The sequence below is a fragment of the Ferrovibrio sp. GW821-FHT12B10 genome, assembly GCF_058807515.1.
In genome coordinates this window covers 2,210,894-2,232,213 of record NZ_JBXAQT010000001.1, presented here as the reverse complement: position 1 = coordinate 2,232,213, position 21,320 = coordinate 2,210,894, and the positions used below count along the sequence as shown (strand labels likewise).

The 21,320-nt window shown below is 62.5% G+C and carries 12 protein-coding genes; all 12 read right to left on the bottom strand.

Annotated elements, in window-relative coordinates; all coding sequences use genetic code 11:
• Positions 1 to 13: 13 nt before the first annotated feature.
• The 12 genes from AC1RRT_RS11345 to AC1RRT_RS11290 all read right to left on the bottom strand — a co-directional run bounded on the left by AC1RRT_RS11345 (position 14) and on the right by AC1RRT_RS11290 (position 21,320).
• Positions 14 to 1,963 carry a hypothetical protein gene (locus tag AC1RRT_RS11345; RefSeq protein WP_493013904.1) on the bottom strand — a complete coding sequence of 650 codons (1,950 nt, stop codon included), beginning with the start codon at positions 1,961 to 1,963 and terminating at the stop codon, positions 14 to 16.
• Between the two features lie 322 nt (positions 1,964 to 2,285).
• Positions 2,286 to 2,972: a response regulator gene (locus AC1RRT_RS11340; protein WP_493013903.1), complete on the bottom strand. Its 687-nt coding sequence runs from the start codon at positions 2,970 to 2,972 to the stop codon at positions 2,286 to 2,288.
• Positions 2,965 to 5,688, bottom strand: coding sequence for a DUF4118 domain-containing protein (locus tag AC1RRT_RS11335; protein WP_493013902.1), 2,724 nt, complete (start codon positions 5,686 to 5,688; stop codon positions 2,965 to 2,967). The genes AC1RRT_RS11340 and AC1RRT_RS11335 overlap by 8 nt, the downstream gene beginning before the upstream one ends.
• A 9-nt stretch (positions 5,689 to 5,697) precedes the next feature.
• Positions 5,698 to 6,270, bottom strand: coding sequence for a potassium-transporting ATPase subunit KdpC (gene kdpC, locus AC1RRT_RS11330; RefSeq protein ID WP_493013901.1), 573 nt, complete (start codon positions 6,268 to 6,270; stop codon positions 5,698 to 5,700).
• A gap of 10 nt (positions 6,271 to 6,280) precedes the next feature.
• Positions 6,281 to 8,308: a potassium-transporting ATPase subunit KdpB gene (gene kdpB / locus AC1RRT_RS11325; protein WP_493013900.1), complete on the bottom strand. Its 2,028-nt coding sequence runs from the start codon at positions 8,306 to 8,308 to the stop codon at positions 6,281 to 6,283.
• A 10-nt stretch (positions 8,309 to 8,318) separates the two neighbouring features.
• Positions 8,319 to 10,016 (bottom strand): potassium-transporting ATPase subunit KdpA, encoded by a 1,698-nt coding sequence (gene kdpA / locus AC1RRT_RS11320; protein WP_493013899.1) that lies wholly within the window; start codon positions 10,014 to 10,016, stop codon positions 8,319 to 8,321.
• A gap of 12 nt (positions 10,017 to 10,028) precedes the next feature.
• The gene (kdpF, locus tag AC1RRT_RS11315; protein ID WP_493013898.1) at positions 10,029 to 10,118 is read right to left on the bottom strand and encodes a K(+)-transporting ATPase subunit F; all 90 of its coding nucleotides are present in this window, start codon (positions 10,116 to 10,118) and stop codon (positions 10,029 to 10,031) included.
• 229 nt (positions 10,119 to 10,347) lie between these two features.
• Positions 10,348 to 11,265 (bottom strand): 4-hydroxy-tetrahydrodipicolinate synthase, encoded by a 918-nt coding sequence (gene dapA, locus AC1RRT_RS11310; protein WP_493013897.1) that lies wholly within the window; start codon positions 11,263 to 11,265, stop codon positions 10,348 to 10,350.
• Between the two features lie 4 nt (positions 11,266 to 11,269).
• Positions 11,270 to 11,713, bottom strand: coding sequence for a hypothetical protein (locus AC1RRT_RS11305; RefSeq protein WP_493013896.1), 444 nt, complete (start codon positions 11,711 to 11,713; stop codon positions 11,270 to 11,272).
• A 542-nt stretch (positions 11,714 to 12,255) separates the two neighbouring features.
• Positions 12,256 to 20,766: a GH36-type glycosyl hydrolase domain-containing protein gene (locus AC1RRT_RS11300; protein ID WP_493013895.1), complete on the bottom strand. Its 8,511-nt coding sequence runs from the start codon at positions 20,764 to 20,766 to the stop codon at positions 12,256 to 12,258.
• A gap of 60 nt (positions 20,767 to 20,826) precedes the next feature.
• Positions 20,827 to 21,132 carry a hypothetical protein gene (locus tag AC1RRT_RS11295; protein ID WP_493013894.1) on the bottom strand — a complete coding sequence of 102 codons (306 nt, stop codon included), beginning with the start codon at positions 21,130 to 21,132 and terminating at the stop codon, positions 20,827 to 20,829.
• 56 nt (positions 21,133 to 21,188) lie between these two features.
• Positions 21,189 to 21,320: a hypothetical protein gene (locus AC1RRT_RS11290; RefSeq protein ID WP_493013893.1), complete on the bottom strand. Its 132-nt coding sequence runs from the start codon at positions 21,318 to 21,320 to the stop codon at positions 21,189 to 21,191.

Here is a 21,320-nt window from a genome sequence, read left to right as displayed (position 1 = left end):
GCGAAAAGCCGATCTAAGCTTTACCCGACATGATGTCGTCGATGAAATTCAAAAGCCTGGGCACCGACTGGCCATCCTGTGGCCCCACATGCTCTTCGGCATGCAGGAAACCGCGCCGAATCTGCTCGGCGCGGAAATCGGTTGGGTTGATCAGGTCGCGAAAGATCGGCGCCGCATCAGTCTCGGGGCCGATATGCACAACGCCCTTGTGCTTAAGATAATCAAAACCGCAGAACTCATATGGCGCCAGAGATTCTGCCGGCAACAGGCAAACCACCGGTGTGCCATACGTCATCGGCGTGAAAACGGCAGAGGATGTAACAGTACTGACCAAGTCTGCCGCCAAACAGATATCGGACAGGCTTTCGTTCTGGAAGATTTTCGCCTCGCAGCCCCATTTCTTAAGTGACGCCTTCAGGATGATAAGCGATTCCGAGGGATGCGCCTTAACGACCATACGGGCACCGATGCGGCTCGTCGCATCAAAAGTTCGCACAAAGGTCTCTTGCAATTCTGCCGAAGACAGCATGGCCCATGTTGAGAACATGACGACGATACGCTCTTCCGGCTTGAAGCCGAAGGCCGCCCTGGCCCGAATCCGGCGCTCGGTCAGATCGCCTTCATTGCTATCATTCAGCACATCGCCGACGACTCTAATCCTTTCGCCGAACTGATTCCTGTAGCCATTGGCGAGATTCATGCCCGAGGTGGCCATCCACTCCTGGCTGCGCCGGAACAGTTTGTCTTCCGGCACGCCGGAAATGCAGTAATAGGCCAGCGTCGGCAGTCCGCGCTGCCTGGCCATCAATGTCGCTGCCCGATTTGCCTCCCAGTCCTCGAAATTGAGAACGAAGTCAGGCGTGCAGGCTTCGAATAGGCGGCCGACCGCCGTCAGCACCGCCTGCGATACGCCAAATCCGCCAAGCATGGCAGCCTTCATATATGGCGCGGCGATATCGGCGATGGAGACATTCATGACTCGCTGCGGCAGCAGCCTGTCTTTGAAAGAGCGATAGGCATCCCAAGCTTTGCGACCGTCTTCCCGACCGCGAGCGGTAATGCCCCGCAATTCATCGGCGTCAATCAACTGGTCGACATAGACAACCGTTGCCCCCGCCTTCCTCGCCACTTCGGCCTTTGAAGCACGGCGGCTGGCGAGCAGGACGATCTGCCATCCCGCTTCGGTCAGGGCAGGCATGATCTTGAGCAACCGCTCGACAGTGCGGTCGTAATTACCGATGACAAGTAGGCAACGCTCACCGGATCGCTTCAGCTGCAGGTCGCTGCTACGGCCAGTTGTCGGAAAATACACCGTCGGGATTCGCTCGAAGAATTTCCGCTCGTAATAATAGCGAAGAAAATCCGTGGCTTTTTGCAGGAAGCGCAGTGGTGCCACAACAACCAATCCCGCACCTTTGCCACTTTCTACAATAACGCGCATTTCCGATGGCGCGCCAAGGATCTGAAGCCGGCTGGCCCCATGCTGGCGAACCACCTCATACAGCAGCGGCACGATCGCAAGCCGCATCGACAGCAGCACTTCCCAGCGCAGCTCCAGCATCTTCAAATGATGTACACCATCCTGCCGGAACACAGCGGGATGGCCGCAACGGTCAGGAAAATCACCATACAGAGAGTCGAGAAAATCCAGCATGGGCTGGACCATCGGACGAGGACGGTCAAACAACTGGTATTGCGAGCGCTGATGGTCCTCGATCCGCAGCACACGGCAGCGCGTACCGAAGCGCCGCTCGATCTCCTCTCGCATGTAGCCATCGGTCAGCACCACCACTGGACCGGGCGCACGCCGGAGGGCCGCTTCGACGCGCCACAGCATCCAGGCTGCGTAGCGGGACAGCACGACCTGGCGGGCCCAGGCGATCAGCCGCGTCCGGCCACCAACGCGGGGGTTAAGAATCGCGTGAACCCACAGCAGCGTGGTGTGAGTGTTCGAAATGGCCATCTGCGTCAAAAACCAACTTACTTGATAATAAAAGGAGCCGATTCGGCAGTGTCGTATCAGGAAGCCGATAAGCTTTACCTAGCTGTTCTGAGAAGATTCTGCAAATTACCACAAAATACTTGGGGATTCCGGCGGGTTTCCAGGCTACCGCGGAATCGAACGGGCGCTACGAGGCGCGCCGTCAGATCTCAGGTTAATTGAGAACAAACTGACGGGTTCCGGCGAATCGTACCTAGAGTATTGATAAGAAGCACCACTGCTTTCTGAGAATTCCACCAGTACGAGAGTTCTTGAGAATTCCGGGCATCCTGTAGGCAGCCAATCACCCCACCAGCCTGTAGCCCACCCCCGGCTCGGTCAGCAGCAGCTGCGGCCTTGCGGAATCGGCCTCAATCTTCTGGCGCAGCTGACGGGCGAAAACCCGCAGGTATTGCACGTCATTTTCATGCGCCGGACCCCAGACCTGGCGCAGGATGAACTGGTGCGTCAGCACCTTGCCGGCATGCTGAACCAGCAGGCGCAGTAGCTCGTATTCCTTGGGCGACAGTTTCACCGGCGCGCCCTTCAGGCTGACCTGGCGCTTTTCCAGATCGACCTGCAGGTCGCCGCTGGTGAATAGCGGTGCGCCCACGCTTGCATTAACGGTGTGGCGCAGGGCCGCACGGATGCGGGCCAGCAATTCGCCAGTGCCGAAGGGTTTGGTGACATAATCGTCGGCGCCGGCATCCAATGCCGCGACCTTGTCGCTTTCATCGGCCCGGACCGACAAGACCACAATGGGGACGGCGCTCCACTCGCGGATGCGCCGGATCACGTCCTGGCCATCGATATCCGGTAGGCCGAGATCGAGCACCACCAGATCTGGTTTTTCCAATGCGGCGAGCCGAATGCCCTCCTGACCGCCACCGGCCTCGATGATCCTGTAATCATGCGCCTCCAGGCTCACTTTCAGCAGGCGACGGATCTGCGGTTCATCGTCGACGACCAGGATGCGTGCACCGTCAGCCATGACTGGTCTTTTCCTCTTGCGGCATCGCCGGCTGCTGTTCCAGCGGCAGGGTGACGACCATACGGGTGCCTCGGCCATCCTGTGCCGGGCTTTCGGCACGGATAGTGCCGCCATGGGCGGTGAGGATGCTGCGGCAGATCGAAAGGCCAAGCCCTGTGCCGGCCACCTGGCGGTCACCGGCGCGCACGCGATGGAACATGTCGAAGACCTGCTCCAGTTCGCCGGCCGGGATACCGATGCCGCGATCCGTCACCCGCAATTCCAAGCGGTCGTCCAGCCGGCGCAACGCCAGCAGGATCGGCGCGCCCCGGTCGGAGTATTTCGCGGCGTTATCTAGCAGGTTGATGATCACCTGCTCGATCAAAACGTAATCCACCCGTAACAGTGGCAGATCGGATTCCTGCTCGATTTCCACAGCATGCCCCATGGTGAGCGGGCTTGCGCGTTTCACCGCGGTGGCAACCAGGTCTTCCGGATCGACCCAGTCGAGCTTGGGCTGCATGGCGCCGGATTCGATCCGCGTCATATCGAGCAGGTTGCCGACGAAGCGGTTCAGCCGCTCGGCCTCATCGCGCACGGTGACCAGCAGGTCATCACGGCCTTTCGCTTCGATGCGGTCGCCGAAGTTCATCAGACTGCTGGCGGCTCCGATGATGGCCGAGAGGGGCGTGCGGAGGTCATGGCTGATCGAGGAGAGCAGTGCCGAACGCAGCTTCTCGGTTTCGGCGGAAACACGCGCTTCCTCGATATCGCGATTGAGGATGGTGCGTTCGATGGCCAGCGCCGCCTGCCCGGCCAGCGCATCCAGCAGACGGCGGTCATCCGGCCCTAGAACCGGCGCGGTATCGGGGAAGCGCACCCCGAGCGCACCCAGTTTGCGTTCCACCGTGCGCAGGGGCAGGAACAGCCAGTCCGACGATGGCAACGTGCCAGTGCCGTGCCCAGCCGGCTCGCCCTTGTCCCAGGCCCAATCGGCCGCGATGCGCGCCTTGTCGTCGATCTGGTCTTCCGGTGGATAGGCGGCGCGAATCTCCAGCCGAGCCCCGCTGGCCCCATCGGGAATCAGCACCAGCGACTGCGCCTTCGACAGGGCCGCGACATGATGCACCACGGCCCAGAGGATATCGTCCTCCTCCGCCGCGCCGGTCACCGTGCGGCTGAAGGCATAGAGCGAAGCGGTGCGCGCTTCACGTATTCGCGCCGCTTCCGCCTGGGCGCGGATGCGCGCCGTGAGATTGCTGGCGACCAGCGCCACGCCGAGGAAGACGAAGAAGGTGTATATATTTTCCGGGTTAGTGATCGTGAAGGTATAGAGCGGTGGCAGGAACAAGAAATTGTAGCCCAGCACCGCCAGCACCGAACTCAGCACTGCCGCCGCATAGCCGTAGCGTAGCGCGCAGAGCAAAACGGCGATCAGTATCAGCAGCGGAATGCTGGAATCGGGCAGCCAGGGACCAGCCAGCTTGACCGCGCCCAGCGCCAGCAGCGAAATGACGACTGTCGGCAGCAGGCCGCGCCAGTCGAGGCTCTCCAGCCGCGCCCGCATCACGCCGAGCCAAGATTCCTCATCCGCCGCCCCGGTGACGACATGGATGTTGATGCCGTCGCCGGCTTCGACCAGCCGGTCGGTCAGCGTGCCGCGCAGGCGATTGATCAACCGCGAACGATGGCTGCGCGCCACCACGATCTCGGTGACATTGCGCTGGCGCGCCTGGCGCAGGATTTCCGCCGGCACGTTGCCGGCCGCCACGGTGACGACCTCGGCCCCGAACTCCTCGGCGAGCGTCAGCGCCCGGTTGATCTGCGTCTTCTCGGCATCCGACAGCCGGTCATGCGCCGGCGTCTCGACATAGAGCGCGATCCAGGAGGCATGGCGGCGGGCAGCAAGCCGTCGCGCCGCACGCACCAGCCGCGGCATCAGTGGACTGGCGCTGATACAGGCCATGATGCGGTCGCGTGTCGGCCAGGGCCCGCTGATGCCGCGGCTCTGCATATGCGACAGCATCTGGCTGTCGACCTGGTCGGCCGCCTTACGCAAGGCCAGTTCGCGCAGCGCTGTCAGATTTCCTGGCGCGAAGAAATGATGCACGGCGCGCGCGGCCTGTTCGGGCAGATAGACCTTGCCCTCCCTCAGCCGCCGGATCAGGTCTTCCGGCGGCAGGTCGATCAGCTCGATCGCATCAGCCTGCGCCAGCACCTGATCCGGAATGGTCTCGCGCACCTTCACGCGGGTGATTTGCGCCACCACGTCATTCAGGCTGTCCAAATGCTGAATGTTCAGCGCGGTATAAACGTCGATCCCAGCGGCGCGGATATCCTCGATATCCTGGTAGCGTTTGTCATGCAGGCTGCCCGGCACATTGCTATGCGCCAGTTCGTCGATCAGGACCAGCTGCGGCCGGCGGCGCAGCACCGCCTCCAGATCGAGTTCATTGAAAACCCGGTCGCGGTATTCGACGCGGCGCAGCGGCAGCTGCTCCAAGCCGCGCAGCAGGAAGGCCGTCTCTTCACGGCCATGGGTCTCGACCACGCCGACCACCACATCGATACCCTCGCGCTGGCGCTGATGCGCGGCCTCGAGCATGGCATAAGTCTTGCCTACGCCGGGTGCCGCACCAAGAAAGACATTGAGGCGGCCGCGCTTTTCCTGCGCGGCCGCCTGCAGCCATGCTTCCGGCGAGGGTCGGCTGTCGCGATCAGGTTGGTCGTCTGGCATTGGCCATGGTCATTTCGCTACCGGCCTGATCTTATCCAAAGCGAGGTTCAGCGTCAGCACATTGACGCCCGGCTCGCCGAAGATTCCAGGCTGTTCGGTATGACGATCGACCAGGCCGCGGACCTCGGCCACCGCCATGCCGCGCGCCTCGGCCACCCGCGCGATCTGCCGGGCCGCATTGGCCGGCGAGATATGCGGGTCGAGGCCGGAGCCCGAGGTAGTGATTGCATCGGCCGGCACCGCATCCGTACCATTGGCGCCCTTATAGGCACCCACATCAGCGCTCACGCGCTCGACCAGCGCCTTGGCGGTCGGGGCCAGGTTGGAACCGCTGGAGGATGTGGCGTCATAGCCCTCCTTGCCGGCCGCCGAGGGGCGCGGCTGGAAATACTGCGCGCCACTGAAACCCTGCGCGATCAGCGCCGAGCCGATCACCTTGCCATCCTGTTCGATCAGGCTGCCATGCGCCTGCACGGGAAACAGGGCCTGACCGATTCCGGTAATCGCCAGCGGATAGGCGAGCCCGGTGATCAAGGTGAACAGAGCCATCAGGACGACAGCAGGACGAATATGACTGAGCATGGAAGCCTCCTTACGCCAGACCGAGGGCCGCGACGGCCAGATCGATCAGTTTGATACCGATGAAGGGCAGCACAACGCCGCCGACGCCGTAGATCACCAGATTGCGGCGCAGCTGCACGGCGGCCGGTAGCGGCCGGTAGCGCACGCCTTTGAGCGCCAGCGGGATCAGCGCAATGATGATCAATGCGTTGAAAATCACCGCCGAAAGGATGGCACTCTGCGGCGAGCTGAGCTGCATCACATTGAGGGCAGCAAGCTGCGGATAGCCGGCGATGAACAGGGCCGGGATGATGGCGAAGTATTTCGCCACGTCGTTGGCAAGGCTGAAAGTGGTGAGCGATCCGCGGCTCATGAGCAGTTGCTTGCCGATCATCACCACCTCGATCAGCTTGGTCGGGTTGCTATCGAGATCGACCATGTTGCCGGCTTCACGCGCCGCCGCGGTGCCGATATTCATGGCCAGGCCGACATCAGCCTGGGCCAGCGCCGGCGCATCGTTGGTGCCGTCACCGCACATGGCCACCAGCTTGCCGTCGGCCTGTTCCTTGCGGATCAGTTCCAGCTTCTTTTCTGGCGTGGCCTCGGCGATGAAATCATCCACGCCGGCCTCGGCGGCGATGGCGGCCGCCGTGAGCGGATTGTCACCGGTCACCATCACGGTGCGGATGCCCATGCGGCGCAATTCGGCGAAACGCTCCCGGATGCCGCTCTTGACGATATCCTTCAAGTGGATGACGCCAAGCAGCCGACGGTCGGCCGACACCACCAGCGGCGTCCCCCCGGATTTTGCGATGCGTTCAACAGCAGTGCTGAGCGCCGGCGTGGCAGGCTGGCCGGAATAACGCAGCATGGCATCCAATGCGCCTTTGCGAATCTCCCGGCCCTGCAGATCGAGACCGCTCATGCGGGTCTGGGCGCTGAACGGGATAAAGCTGCCCTTGCCCGCTCTCTCGATCTCGTGGCCAAGGCCGTATTTCTCGACGGCGAGCGCAACGATCGATTTGCCTTCCGGCGTCTCATCGGCCACCGATGCGAGCAGTGCCGCCTCGGCCAGCTCGCTGTCCGAAACGCCGGGCATGGCGACAAAAGCCGAGGCCATACGGTTGCCATGCGTGATGGTGCCGGTCTTGTCGAGCAGCAGAGTATCGACATCGCCGGCGGCTTCCACGGCGCGGCCCGACTTGGCAATCACATTGTGGCGGATCAGTCGATCCATGCCAGCGATGCCGATGGCCGACAGCAGCCCGCCGATGGTGGTCGGGATCAGTGTGACCAACAACGCGATCAGGTAAACGACAGGCACCGCGACGCCGGAATAGATCGCCAGCGCCTCCAGGCTGCCGGTGGTGACCAGGAAGATCAGCGTCATGCCGACCAACAGTACGGTGAGCGCCACTTCATTGGGCGTCTTCTGCCGCTTGGCGCCTTCAACCAGGCCGATCATGCGATCAAGGAAGCTTTCACCCGGATTGACGGTGATCTTCACCTTGATCCAATCCGACAGCACTCGTGTGCCACCCGTGACGGCAGAGCGGTCGCCGCCAGATTCACGGATGACCGGTGCGGATTCGCCGGTGATGGCGGATTCGTCCACCGAAGCAATGCCCTCGATCACGTCACCATCACCCGGCACCGGGTCTCCGACCTCGACCAGCACGATATCGCCAATACGTAACGCAGTGGCCGGCACGGTGGTGATACGGCCATCATTGCCAAGCTTCTTGGCCATGGCTTCGGTCTTGCCGCGCCTCAAGGACTCGGCCTGTGCCTTGCCGCGGCCTTCCGCCAGCGCTTCCGCGAAATTGGCAAACAGCACGGTGAACCACAGCCAGGCGGAAATCTGGCCCATCAGCGCCGGGTTCTCGCCGCCGAAAAGATCACGGACGAACAGCACGCTGCTGGCCACGGCAACCACGGCAGTCACGAACATCACCGGGTTGCGCCAAAGCTGGCGCGGATCCAGCTTGACGAAGGATTGCCCGATGGCGGTCTTCACCAGCGCCGGCTCAAAGAGTTTCTGGCTTACAACTTTGCTCATGACGATATCCTCAGAAGGTCTGGCCGGCGATCAGCAGCAGATGCTCGACCACCGGTCCGAGCGCGAGCGCCGGGAAGAAGGTCAGGCCGCCGACGATCAGAATGGTGCCGGCCAACAGGCAGACAAACATCGGGCCATGCGTGGGGAAGCTGCCGGCCGAGGCGGGAACGGCCTTTTTCGCCGCCAGCGCGCCGGCCATGCCGAGCACTGGCACAATCATGGCGAAGCGGCCCAGCATCATCGCGACGCCAAGCGCCGTATTGTAGAAGACCGAATTGGCGGTCAGGCCGGCAAAGGCACTCCCGTTATTCGCGGCGGCGGACGTGAAGGCATACAGTACTTCACTCAAGCCGTGCGGGCCGGCACTCAGCAACCCGGCTTGGCCGGCTTCGCTGGTCAGCGCAATCGCCGTACCGACCAGGATGACGATCGGCGAGATCAGGATGGCGAGTACCGCCAGCTTCGCCTCGCGCGCCTCGATCTTCTTGCCGAGATATTCCGGACTGCGGCCCACCATCAGGCCGGCGATGAACAGCGTCGCCACGATGAAGACAGCGATGCCGTAGAAGCCGGCCCCGACGCCGCCGACGATCACCTCACCCAGCATCATGTTGATCAGCGGGATCATGCCGCCAAGCGGCAGGAAGCTTGAATGCATGGCATTCACCGCGCCACAGGAGGCTGCCGTGGTGATCACGGCGAAGAGCGAGGAGGCAAAACTGCCGAAACGCACTTCCTTGCCCTCCATGTTGCCGAGCAACGGATCGACGCCCAGCGCGGTCAACAGCGGATTGCCACCGGACTCTATATTGGCCGTCACCAGCACGCCGATCACGAACAGCAGTAGCATGGTGGCGAAGATCGCCCAGCCCTGACGCTGGTCGCCGACCATGCGACCAAACACATTGGTCAGCGCCCCGCCGATCAGGAAGATCGCCAGCATCTGCACGAAATTGCTGAGCGCGGTAGGATTCTCGTAAGGATGCGCGGCATTGGCGTTGAAGAAGCCACCACCATTGGTGCCCAGCATCTTGATCGCCACCTGCGAGGCCACCGGCCCCTGGGCGATCACCTGCTCGGCGCCCTCAACAGTATTGGCGGTGACGTAGGGATCGAGATTCTGCGGCATGCCCTGCCAGATCAAGAACAGCGCTAGAAGCACCGATACCGGCAACAGCAGACCCAACGTGGCGCGGGTCAGATCGACCCAGAAGTTGCCGACGGTTTTTGCCGATTTGCGGGCGAAGGCGCGGATCACCACCAGCGCGATGCCGATACCGGCGGCAGCCGATAGGAAGTTATGCACCGTCAGCGTCACCATCTGGCTCAGATAGCTCATGGTGCTTTCGCCGCCATAAGACTGCCAGTTGGTATTGGTGATGAAGCTGACCACCGTGTTGAAGGTGAGGTCCGGCGACAATGCTGGCAGCCCCTGTGGATTGAGCGGCAGCACGTCCTGGAAACGCAGTACGGCGTAGAACAGCACGAAGCCGGCGATGCTGAAGGCCAGCAAGGCGGCGGAATAGCTCACCCAATGCTGCTCGCGTTTCGGATCGACGCCGGCCAGTGCATAGAGCGGTCGCTCGATAGGGCGCAGCCACGCAGCTTCGCCGTTGAACAGCCGGGTCATGTAGCGGCCGAGCAGCGGCGTCATCGCCAGCAGGACTGCAATGAACAACAGGAATTGAAGTGTGTCATTCTGGGTCATGGCCACGCCTTTTCAGAATTTCTCGGCGCGCAGCAGCGCATAAATGAGATAGACGGCGAGTAGGGCGGCAATGCTGCCGCCGAGGATGAAATCGAATGTCATGGGGGCTGCGCTCCTAGAGGCGCTCGCAGAGATAGGTATAAGCGATCAGACCGGCGAACAGGCCGAGGCCGAGAAGTAGGAAAAGCAGATCGGGCATGGGAAATGGCTCCTGTAAGCGAAAGTTAGGGCAGAGCCGGATCAGGCCGCCATGTGGAAGGCGGCCGGTCGGCATAAGGATTTCATAAAGACGATGCCGGCAGGGGAAAGCCGGCCCGGCAGGCGGTGCGCCTCACGCCGACTGCCGGGCCGTTCCCTCCTCCAGCGCCCAGACCGGTTCGAGCGCGGCGGTCAGGCTCGCATCGGCGGACGGGGAGAGCGGGGTCAGCGGCAGGCGCAGGGTGTCGGCGCAGAGTCCCAAGCGTGACAAAGCGCGTTTCACCGGAATCGGATTGCTCTCCAGCATCAGCGCCTGGGAAAGCGGTAGCAGCCGTTCATGCAGCCGCATGGCTGCCGGCAGGTCGCCGGCCTCGAAGTCCTCATGCAGCTGGGCACAAAGGCCCGGCGCCACATTGGCCGCCACCGAGATGCAGCCCTGCCCGCCGGCGATGCGATGATGCAGCGCCGTGGCGTCGTCGCCGGAAAGTTGCAGGAAATGCGCGCCGGCGAGCCGCCGCAGCCTGGCCGGACGTGACAGATCGCCAGTCGCGTCCTTGATGCCGATCACGCGCGGCAGCGCAGCGAGGCGCGCCACCGTGTCATCTTCGAAACGGCAGGCCGTACGCGAGGGCACGTCATAGAGCAGCACCGGCAGGCGTACGGCATCATGGATCGCCTGAACATGCAGGGCCAGTCCGGCTTGCGTCGGGCGGATGTAAGGCGGCGCGCTGGCCAGCAGGATATCGGCGCCCTGCCGCTCCGCCTGCCGGGCAAGGAAGACGGCGCGCTCGGTGGACGGCGTCCCGACGCCCGCCATCACCGGCACCCGCCGACGAGCCACGACTGCCGCCGTCTCGACCAGCAGGGCCTGCTCCTCATCCGCCAGCAGGGCACCCTCACCGGTGCTGCCCCCCACCAGGATCGCACTGGTGCCGCGCTCGATCTGGCGCGCAATCAGGGCAGACAGGCAGCCCGCATCGACACAGCCTTTCCGGTAGGGCGTGACCAGCGCCACGATGGAACCCCGCAGACGGCGTTCGCGGTGGGACATGCCGTCACCCATGCGCCAGCACGACGACACGCGTGCCGATGCAATGCGTGCTGTCGACCTGCAGGCCGAGGCGTTTCATATACTGCAGCAGTCGCGCCAGCCCTTTGCGGGCGACCAGTACGGTCGCATCGATGGCAATGCGGCCAGTCTTACCGACCCGGCGCAGCGCCATTCGCACGGCGGCGTCGCATTCCTTTGGCTCGGCTATACCTGTGATCCAGGCCAGGTCGGCGGGCTGGGCATCCGGTGCGGCCGTGCTGATGCGCAATTCCGCGGCGCTGCGGCAGCCGCGATCCAGAAAGGCCAGAAAGAATGGCAGCGTGCCCCGGCCAATGACGACGATGCTTTCGCTGCGGATCGTGGGCGTGACGGCGACGAGGTCACCAATGGTCGATGGTGAATAGGCTGCCGCCAGGTTGAAACGGCGCCGCTTGGGGGTGGACGACACGCATGTATTCCTTCTCACATTGTCGATGGAGAAGAGTTGCGCCGCCCCGCCTATTGCCGCCATGAGGCTTTGGAGCCGTTTTCATAAAGCGGACATAAGGAAATCCGTGGCCGGCCGCCGATAGCCGGTCGCACTGCTCTCGCTGGCGTCGCCGGACACGCCGGTCCGATTTCTCATAAGAGCTGGGGAAATTCTCAAAAACCGGTAGCCGGCAGCAGCTGTGCGGAAACCAGTGTAGTTGGCAATTTTAGCCCTGATTCGAGCAAGTCGGACCCGAGTCGTTGGCAATGAATTATCAGAGATTCTGGCAACGTCTTTCCGGAAGCTCAGACCGTTCCACCTTGATCTCAATCTCGATGCCATAGTAGTCGACGACCGTGTCAGTCTCAGGAAGGCGACATGATGACATCGGTGTCAGATCTCAGATTAATTGAGAAATCAGTCTATTCGAACGAGTTGAACCAGCTTTACTGGATAAGAGCTAATACTCTTTTTGAGAAGACCTTGATAACTGACGCTCTTATTTGAGACATCCCATCCGTTTAGATCGAAATCAGCAGGCTGTGCTTACCGCCATCCAGCGGGACCTGGAAGCCCCTGCCAACATGCTCAATCCGCACACCGTCAAGGATGGCATGCGCGCTGTCCCAGCCATCCACCAATGACTGGGTGACGCGGATGTCGTAGCGGCCTGATCCGACTGATACGGTCGCTTCAAAGCCAGCCCATGCAGGCGGAAAGCAAGGATTGACGATCAGCGTGGCGCCTTCGCGGCGCAGGCCCAGGATACCCTCTATGCCGGCCCGATACATCCAGCCGGCCGCACCGGTGTACCAGCTCCATCCGCCGCGCCCGATATGAGGCGCCATGGAATAGACGTCGGCCGCAATCACATAAGGCTCAACCTTATAGCGCTCAGCATCGTCAGGCGTGCGGGCATGGTTGATCGGGTTGAGCAGAGCGAACAGATCCATCGCTGCTGCGCCATCGCCCAGTTTTGCGAAGGCCAGAATGGCCCACATGGCGGCGTGACTGTACTGCCCGCCATTTTCACGCAGGCCCGGCGGGTAACCCTTGATATAGCCCGGATCAAGCGGGGTCCGGTCAAAGGGCGGCGTGAACAGTAAAGCTAGGCCTTCCTGCTCACGGATCAGATGCCGCTTCAGCGACGCCATCGCCGTAACAGCGCGTGCCGGGTCGGCGCCGCCGGATAACACCGCCCAGGACTGCGCAATGGAATCGATCCGGCATTCCGGGCTGTCCTTCGATCCGAGCCAGACGCCGTCATCGAAGGTCGCGCGACGATACCAGGCGCCATCCCAGGCCTCCCGCTCGAGCGCCGCCCGTACATGGGCGGCATGGGCCTGCCAGCGAGCCACCCGGTCCGGATCACGCTGCCGTGCCAGGGGTGCGAAAAGATCGATGGTCCGCAGCAGCAGCCAGGCCAGCCAGACGCTTTCGCCCTGACCATCCTGCCCGACGCGATTCATACCGTCATTCCAGTCGCCAGTCCCCATCAGGGGCAGGCCGAGCCGACCGGTCAGCGCCAGGCACTGGTCGAGGCCACGCGCGCAATGTTCGAACAGCGAGGCGGACTGATCAGCAACCATCGGCTGGAAGAAGGCGTCATGCTCCCCCACACCCAGACCGGGCCCTTCGATAAACGGCACAGTTTCATCGAGCACGGCGTCATCACCCGAGGCCACCACATAGGTGGCGGTGGCAAAGGCCAGCCAGACGCGGTCGTCGGATATCCGCGTACGCACGCCTTGCCCCGAATGCGGCAACCACCAATGCTGCACATCGCCCTCAGGGAACTGCCGGGCGGCGGCCTGCAGCAGGTGGCGACGCGTCTCGTCAGGCTTGGCGAAGGTCAGGGCCATGCCATCCTGGAGCTGGTCGCGGAAGCCATAGGCGCCGCTGGCCTGATAGAAGGCCGAGCGCGCCCAGATGCGGCAGGCGAGCGTCTGATAGAGCAGCCAGCCATTGAGCATGATGTCCATCGCGCGATCCGGCGTCCTGACCTGCACAGCACCCAGCAGTGCCTGCCAGTGATCGGTCACCGCCAGCAGCACGGCATCGAGATCGGCCTCGCGATAGCGCAAAACCAAAGCCCGTGCTTCGTCGGCCGATCCACATTGGCCGAGCAGCCAGACGATTTCGCGCTCTTCTCCCACGCCAAGTTCCACTACCCCCTGCAGAGCCGCACAGGGATCCAGGCCCGCACCGGTCGCACCCGATAGCGTCGCTTTCCCCGTCAGCGCCGCAGGTGCGGAAATTGAGCCGTTGCGGCCCAGGAATTCCGTACGGTCTGCAGTCCAGGCGGTCTGCTGGCCGCTCAGATCGGAGAAGGCAACCCGGCCCGCGAAAGCCGCACCCCAGGGATTACGTGCCAGCATCACGCCTGTTGCCTCGTCGATCTCGGTGATGATGAACGGGCCGGAAACACCACGCGCCGTACCCAGCACCCATTCGGCATAGGCCGTAACGGACAGCCGCCGCGGCCGACCTGACAGATTCCGAATGGTCAGGCGCGAGATCTTGATCGGATCGGCAAGCGGAACATACTGCAGCAAGTCGAGCGCGATGCCATTCGCCTCATGCTCGAAGCGGCTGTAGCCATAGCCGTGGCGCGCCGTATAAACACCGCCATCCCGGATTGGCTGCGCCGTGGCTGTCCAGAGTTCGCCGCTGACCTCGTCGCGGATATACAGGGTCTCTCCGGCCGGATCGCGGACCGGATCGTTCGACCAGGCTGTGATCTGGTTCTCGCGGCTGTTTTCCGCCCAGGTGTAGCCGCTGCCCTCCGTCGAGACCTGGAAACCGAAAGACGGATTGGCGATCACATTGATCCACGGCGCTGGCGTGACCTGCCTGGCATTGAGAATCGTCACATATTCCCGGCCATCCTTGTCGAATCCGCCCAGGCCATTGAAGAATTCAAGTGCAGGTGCCGACGCCGATCCAGGAAATATATCGGCCTGCAGAGTCCCACCCGGTGCAACGATGGGCGTGGTCACCACCGCAACAGGCAGACGGGCAAGCTGGTCTGCAATAGATCCCCGATGGGCAATGAGAGCCACACGAGCAACCGACTGCAGCAAGGCCCGGATCTCACCGCTGATTAGGTCGGCCCGCAGCGGATAAACCGATCCACGCGCCATCTCCCCGCCAAAACGCTGGCGAGCCTGGCTGCTGCGCACGGCGATTTCAATGGCGATCTGCAAGTCTTGCGTATAGGAAGACGCGCGCTCGTTGACGATGACAAGATCCACACTGAGGCGTTTCATGCGCCAGTATTCATGAGCCCGCAGCAACTGTCGCACCTGGGCAATATCCTCGATCTCGTCAATCCGCAACAGGACGATGGGGCAATCGCCGGAAATGCCCTGTGGCCACAAACCCGACTGCGGGCCGGCGCCCCGCAGGATCGCATCGGCAGGTGCGCGGAAGCGCGGATCGGCATAGAGGATGGGTGCCGCCAGGCGTTGGAAGTCTGCGGCTTCCTCCATTTCGATATCGAGATGTCGCAGCTGGACCTGGGCCTGGGTCCAGGCCAGCGTCTTGGCGCGGTCAAAGGCACTTCGGTCGTGATGCTTGTCGATCAGGTCCAGAAGATCGGCCCGCGACGATGCGACCAGCGTCCAGAAGGCAAGACGTGCAACGCCGCCGGGCGCAACCAACACGCGATGCCTGAGCGCAAAGATCGGATCCAGGACAGTGCCCACCGTATTGGTGAGCGCGGCCTCCCCTGTCATGGCGGCGGCAGTCCTGATGGTCCGGCTCCTGCCGATGAAACGCGCACGATCGGATTCGTATTGCGGATCGGCCGAGACCTCTCCTTCCACCACTGCAAAATGGGCGGCCCAGACCTCGACTTCATCCGGTGCGCGCCGGCGTCGCGTCGCGACCAGCGCGCCGAATTCGGCAAGATACTCTGTCTGCACGAACATCTTGGAAAAAGCAGGATGGGCGCCGTCAGCCGCCGGCATCGCGAGCACCAGCTCGGCATAGGAGGTGATATCGATCTCGCGCGCCCGACGACCGCTGTTGGTCAGCGATATGCGACGAACCTCTCCGTCATCCTCACCGGACACCAGAACATCCATGGTAGTGACCAGAGATTCGCCGCGGCAGATATACTCGGCACAGTTCTCGGCGAAAATAACTTCATTGCCATCACCGCCGACACCCACCGGCTTTGCCGCGGCCGACCAGATCTTCCCGCTGGTAACATCTCGCAGGAATATGAATGTCCCCCAGTCGTCGCGCGTCACGTCCTCATGCCAGCGCGTCACGGCAATATCGCGCCAGCGGCTGTAGCCCGCGCCTGTCGCGGTCAACATCACGGCGTAGCGGCCATTCGACAGTATATGCGTTACCGGTGCCCCTTCGGTCCTTCCGGTGAGGTGGCGTGCTGTCGCCCCTTCAGTCCGGGCCTTGGTTGCGGCGACCTTTACCTCCTCGGCGCGCGGATGCGCTACGGCAATGCCTCGCGGCATGCGCTCCTGCAGCAGCAATTCGCTGGCCTGTATCATCGGTTCGCGATGGAAGCGGCTCCGCATTGCCCCGTCATGCAGCACATTCGCTATGCCGACGATAGTCATGCCCTGGTGATGCGCCATGAAGCTATGCACCACGGCGACTTCCGTATTATCCGGCAGCCTGGATCGGGTGAAATCGAGCGCTTCGTAGAACCCGTACCGCCCATTCCCTCCCAGCCTTTCAAGATGGTCGAAATTCTGCAGGGCCCCACGCGGATCCACCATGGCGGCAAGACCCGTGGCATAGGGTGCGATCACTACATTTTCGGCCAGCCCACGCTTCAGGCCCAGGCCGGGCACCCCGAAATTGGAATACTGGTAGGTGAATTCCATATCGCGCGCGTTATAGGCGGATTCGGAGACACCCCAAGGAATACCCAAGGTGCGCCCATAGGATTTCTGGCGATCCACCACCAGGGTGTTGGTGCGTTCGAGCAGGCTGCCGGCAGGTGCCCGCATCACCAGCGACGGCATCAGGTATTCGAACATCGACCCGGACCAGGAAATCAATGCAGCGCCGTTTCCCAGCGGCGTTGAAGCGCGGCCAAGTCGGAACCAGTGCTGGGTGACAACATCGCCCTTGGCAATCGCAAACAAACTGGCCAGCCGCGCTTCGGATGCCAAGAGATCATAGCAGCTGGAATCGCGGCTATTATCCGGCATTGAATAACCGATCGACAGCAGCTTGCGCTCTGGATCAAGCAGGAATGAAAAATCCATGGCGAGGGTCATTTCGCGGGCCGTCGCCGCAATCGCCTGCAGCCGCCCATGCAGGCCATGCGGCGCAGCCGCCAGCTGCAGCCGGTCGCGCTCGTGCTCAGCGATGACGCGCCGCAGTGCCTCGACCCAGAACATTAAATCCTGGAACATGCCTGGCCGGCTTCCCGAAACGAGGTCGAGTGCGGACTTGGCGGCTTTTTCGGATAATCTCTTTAGCGCTGGATAGGTTGCATCTGAGGTCAGAGCACCATTCAGATGGCCATCGATCTCGCCAAACAGCGTTTCTATTTCCTGTCCGCCTTTCCCGCCGCCGACAGGTAAAACCCCAAGCGCCGCGCGCGCCAGCAGCAGGGTGTCGGTCATTCCGGAACGAACCGCTGGTGCCACACCAGCATCCACCCACTCTTCACAGGCATTCGCCAAAGCGATCAGGTGGCCGGCCAGATTGCCGCTGTCGACGGATGAAATGTAGGCTGGTTCAAGGACGCGAAGGTCCTGCGTGCCATACCAGTTAAAAAAATGACCCTTGAAACGCGGCAGCCGCTGGAGGGTGGCCACTGTCGCTTCCAGCCGCTCAACGGTCTCTGCCGTCCCGGCCCATCCGAAATCGCGGGCCACCACGGCAGACAGCAGGTAAAGCCCGATATTGGTGGGCGAAGTCCGGTGTGCGAGAACCGGCCTGGGATCTTCCTGAAAATTGTCAGGCGGCAGCATATTCTCCGCTGGCGTGACAAAGACCTCAAAGTACCGCCAAGTACGGCGTGCGATCAGACGCAGCTCTCGCGCCTCACTTTCCGTAACCACCAGACGGCGCGCCGCCGGTGGTGAGCGACTGACCCACAAGGCCAGCGCCGGGGCCGCCAGCCATAGCGCCGCAAACGGCAGAATGAATGGCCAGATCGACGGCGCCAGAACAATCGCGGTGACGATGAACAGTCCGGTCAGGACCAGCCCGCCGGACATCTTTCTCGAAAAGCCGAGCAGATTCAGACGCGGACTGCCCGCCGATACCGCCGCCGTCGTCCATTCCAGAAGCTGGCGACGCGTCACAAACAGCCGGACCAGGGTCCTGACAATCGCATCGCCCATGCGCCAGGCCAGATCGGGAAGGAAGGCAACCGACAGCAGCGTCTGCATCACTGCCAGCCGCAGATCGCCGGCCAGCGCGCCTAGATGATTGCGCAGGCGGATTCCGGAGCGGGGCGGCAGAAGCGAAAAGGCGGCCGGCAAAAAGGCCGGCACGGCGATGGTCGCAAGCGTCAGCAAAAGCCCCGGCAGAATGGACGGTGGCGGCAGCAGCCAGCACAGGCCCAGAAGCAGCAGCGTAAAGGGACCCAGCAACGAGCGCCGTAGATTATCGAGCATCTTCCAACGCCCAAGCGCCGGTACCGCCAGATGCCCGCGGCGCGGGGCCGCTATCCACGGCAACAGCTGCCAGTCGCCACGGGTCCATCGATGCTGGCGCAAGGCGACAACATCGTAGCGGGACGGGAAATCCTCAATCACCTCGATGTCGGAAGCCAGACCGGAACGTGCATATATCCCTTCTAGCAGATCATGACTGAGGACCCGGTTTTCAGGAATACGGCCAGCCAAGGCTGCCTCGAAGGCATCAACATCGTAGATGCCCTTACCGGTATAAGAGCCCTCCCCAAACAGATCTTGGTACACATCGGATGCGGCAGCAGCATAGGGATCTATCCCGCCAGGGCTGGAGAATATCCGCTGATAGAGCGATCCTTCGCTACTGACCGGCAGCGAGGGTGTAACGCGCGGCTGCAGTATCCCGTATCCGCTGACAATGCGCTGCTCGTCGGCGCTGAACCTGGGTCGGTTCAGCGGATGCGCCATCTTGCCAATCAGGCGGATGGCGGCATCCCGCGGCAGTCGGGTGTCAGCATCGAGGGTGATGACATACCGCACATCATCCGGCAACTGCGAAGCCTTACCCGCCACGGGCATGAATGTGGTGTCGGTTGCCCCGCGCAGCAGCCGGTTCAACTCATGCAGCTTGCCGCGCTTGCGCTCCCATCCCATCCAGGTGCTTTCACTCGCATTCACGGCACGGCGGCGATGCAGAAGATGGAACCGCACGCCGCCCGGCCCCGGCCCGTGCCGGCGATTCAGGTCGGCAATGGCAACTGCGGCGATGGCCAGAAGATGCGTATCGCTTTCCAGCATTTCTTCATTGGCATCTGCGCCATCTGACAGAAGTGCGAAATACAGGTCGCCGCTGACACCCGAAAGATAATGGACCTCCAGGCGTTCGATCTGTTCCAGTAGATTCGCTTCATCGACCAGCAGGATCGGCACGGCCACCAGTGTGCGCAACGATGCCGGAATGCCGGCCTTGAGTTCCAGCCCAGGCAATGCCACGGCACTGGCACTCCAGATAACCGCCCGGTTGACCAACGCTGTTGCCACTTCGGAGGCGGGCAGGAATCCGGCAGCCAGGAAGAACGCTATCCAGCCGGCATCTAGGCGGGGCACCCCTATGGCCAGTGCGGCAAGGCCGAGCAGCAGGCCGGTGACCAGCAACAGCGCGCCGAGGTAGCCGGGAATGCCAAGACGGGTATTCAAGCGGCCGACCCAGAGGCGCGGCGATGGCCTGAATCCGATCGTCCGTTCCAGCGCCTGCCGCCCCTCGGCGATCAGATGATAACCGGGATCGCCCATGCGTTCGGCCTGCGCCAGATCGACCGCATTGTCTTCCGCAAGCCGTGCCGCCCTCAAGGTATGCTCGACAACCTCGAGTTCCGAACAGGCGGAGCCGCGAGCCAGCTGCTCGATGGCCTTCCGGTAGAGGTCGCGGGTCGAGAAATCCATCGCGGCGAAATCGCTGGCGGCCCGCAGCCGGTGATCGACCAGGCTGACACTTTCCACCAGATCGGCCCAGTCGATATCCGAGATCAGCCGCATGCTGGTGATGACATTGCGCACCGTGAGATTGGATGCGCCCTGCCTCTGTTGGGCATGCTGGACGACATCACCGATCGTGACGTCTTGCTCTTCCAGGCGGCGTTCCAGCCATCCCAGAGCCGGCATTGCCCTCGGGTCCTGATCGCGCAGCCGCTTGGCGAGCTGGGCCGCGAACCGTTCCGACAATGGCTCAGGCGGCTGCGCCGACAGATCCGCTTCCAGCGCCGACCGAAGCCTTGCGGGGTCGAGCAGGCGGTCGGCCAGCGCATCGGCACTCGCCCGGGTTTCGCGGCCCATCGTGATCTGGTCGGCCAGTCGGCGCAGGTTTTCGATCAGGACGATACGGAGTGTGATGGCGACAGCCCAAAGTTCGCCGATGGTCAGGGGCTGTACCCGCTGATAGGCCGCAATGAAGCGCCGCAAGGTGTCTGGATCGAAATGGCTGTCTGTATGGGCAACAAAGGCCCAGGCGAGACCGAATACCCTGGGATATCCAGCAAATGGCCCCTCTGCCAGTTTCGGCAGCTGGCGATAATAGCCCGGCGGCAGATCGTCGCGGATTTCGCGAATCTGTTCCTCGACCAGGTGATAGTTGTCGAGCAGCCATTCCGCGGCCGGAACGACATCGCCGCCTTTTTCCAGCTCGGCGGCATCAGCCCGGTATGCCGCCAGCAGGACGCGGGCATTGTCATCCAGCCGGATACGCAGGGACAGAACGGCAGGCGGTCTGTCCGTTATCTGCTGGGCAAGGGCAAGACTCTCGGCATGTTGCTCCAGCCGTTCGATGCCGAACAGCTCCTCCCTGACTGGCGCTGTGTCATGCCATGGCAATGATCGACGCCTGAACATTTGACGAAGTATCGCGATCATGAACGCCTTTCCACTTCGCACCGGCGCTGTCGCCACATGCAAAGCCCTGGATAATCCGTGTTACTGGCGCCAGTCGGCTGCCGGCGGAAGATCACCGGCGATATCGACATGGGCCGCATCGCCGTCGGGTGTCAGTTTGCGCTCGCTGAACCGCAGGCTGACGATACGCCCGTCCTTCATCAGCAACTGCAAATCCCGGCGGCCGAACAGGCTGCGCAGAATCTCCGGTGGCATCCGGATTTCGCCGTTGGCCATGACCTGGCCGGCCGGTCCGACAAATCCGTCGAAGTCATAATCGGCCTGCCCGAACACCTCTATCCCGCATGCGAGCGTTGCCCGGCCATGCAGACTACCGAGATAGCGCATGATGTCGCCTTACGGACTGGCCGTACGAGCCGACGTCATGGCTTGTGTGGGCACCTTCATTTCTTTTTCTTCGCCGGCGAGGCCGAGGCCATCAGCCCCTTCATCGGAGTGGACTCGACCACGGCGGCGACAGCGGCCTTCTTCGGCTTCTTGGCTTCGCGGTTACTGCGCTTTTGCGACTTGGCCAT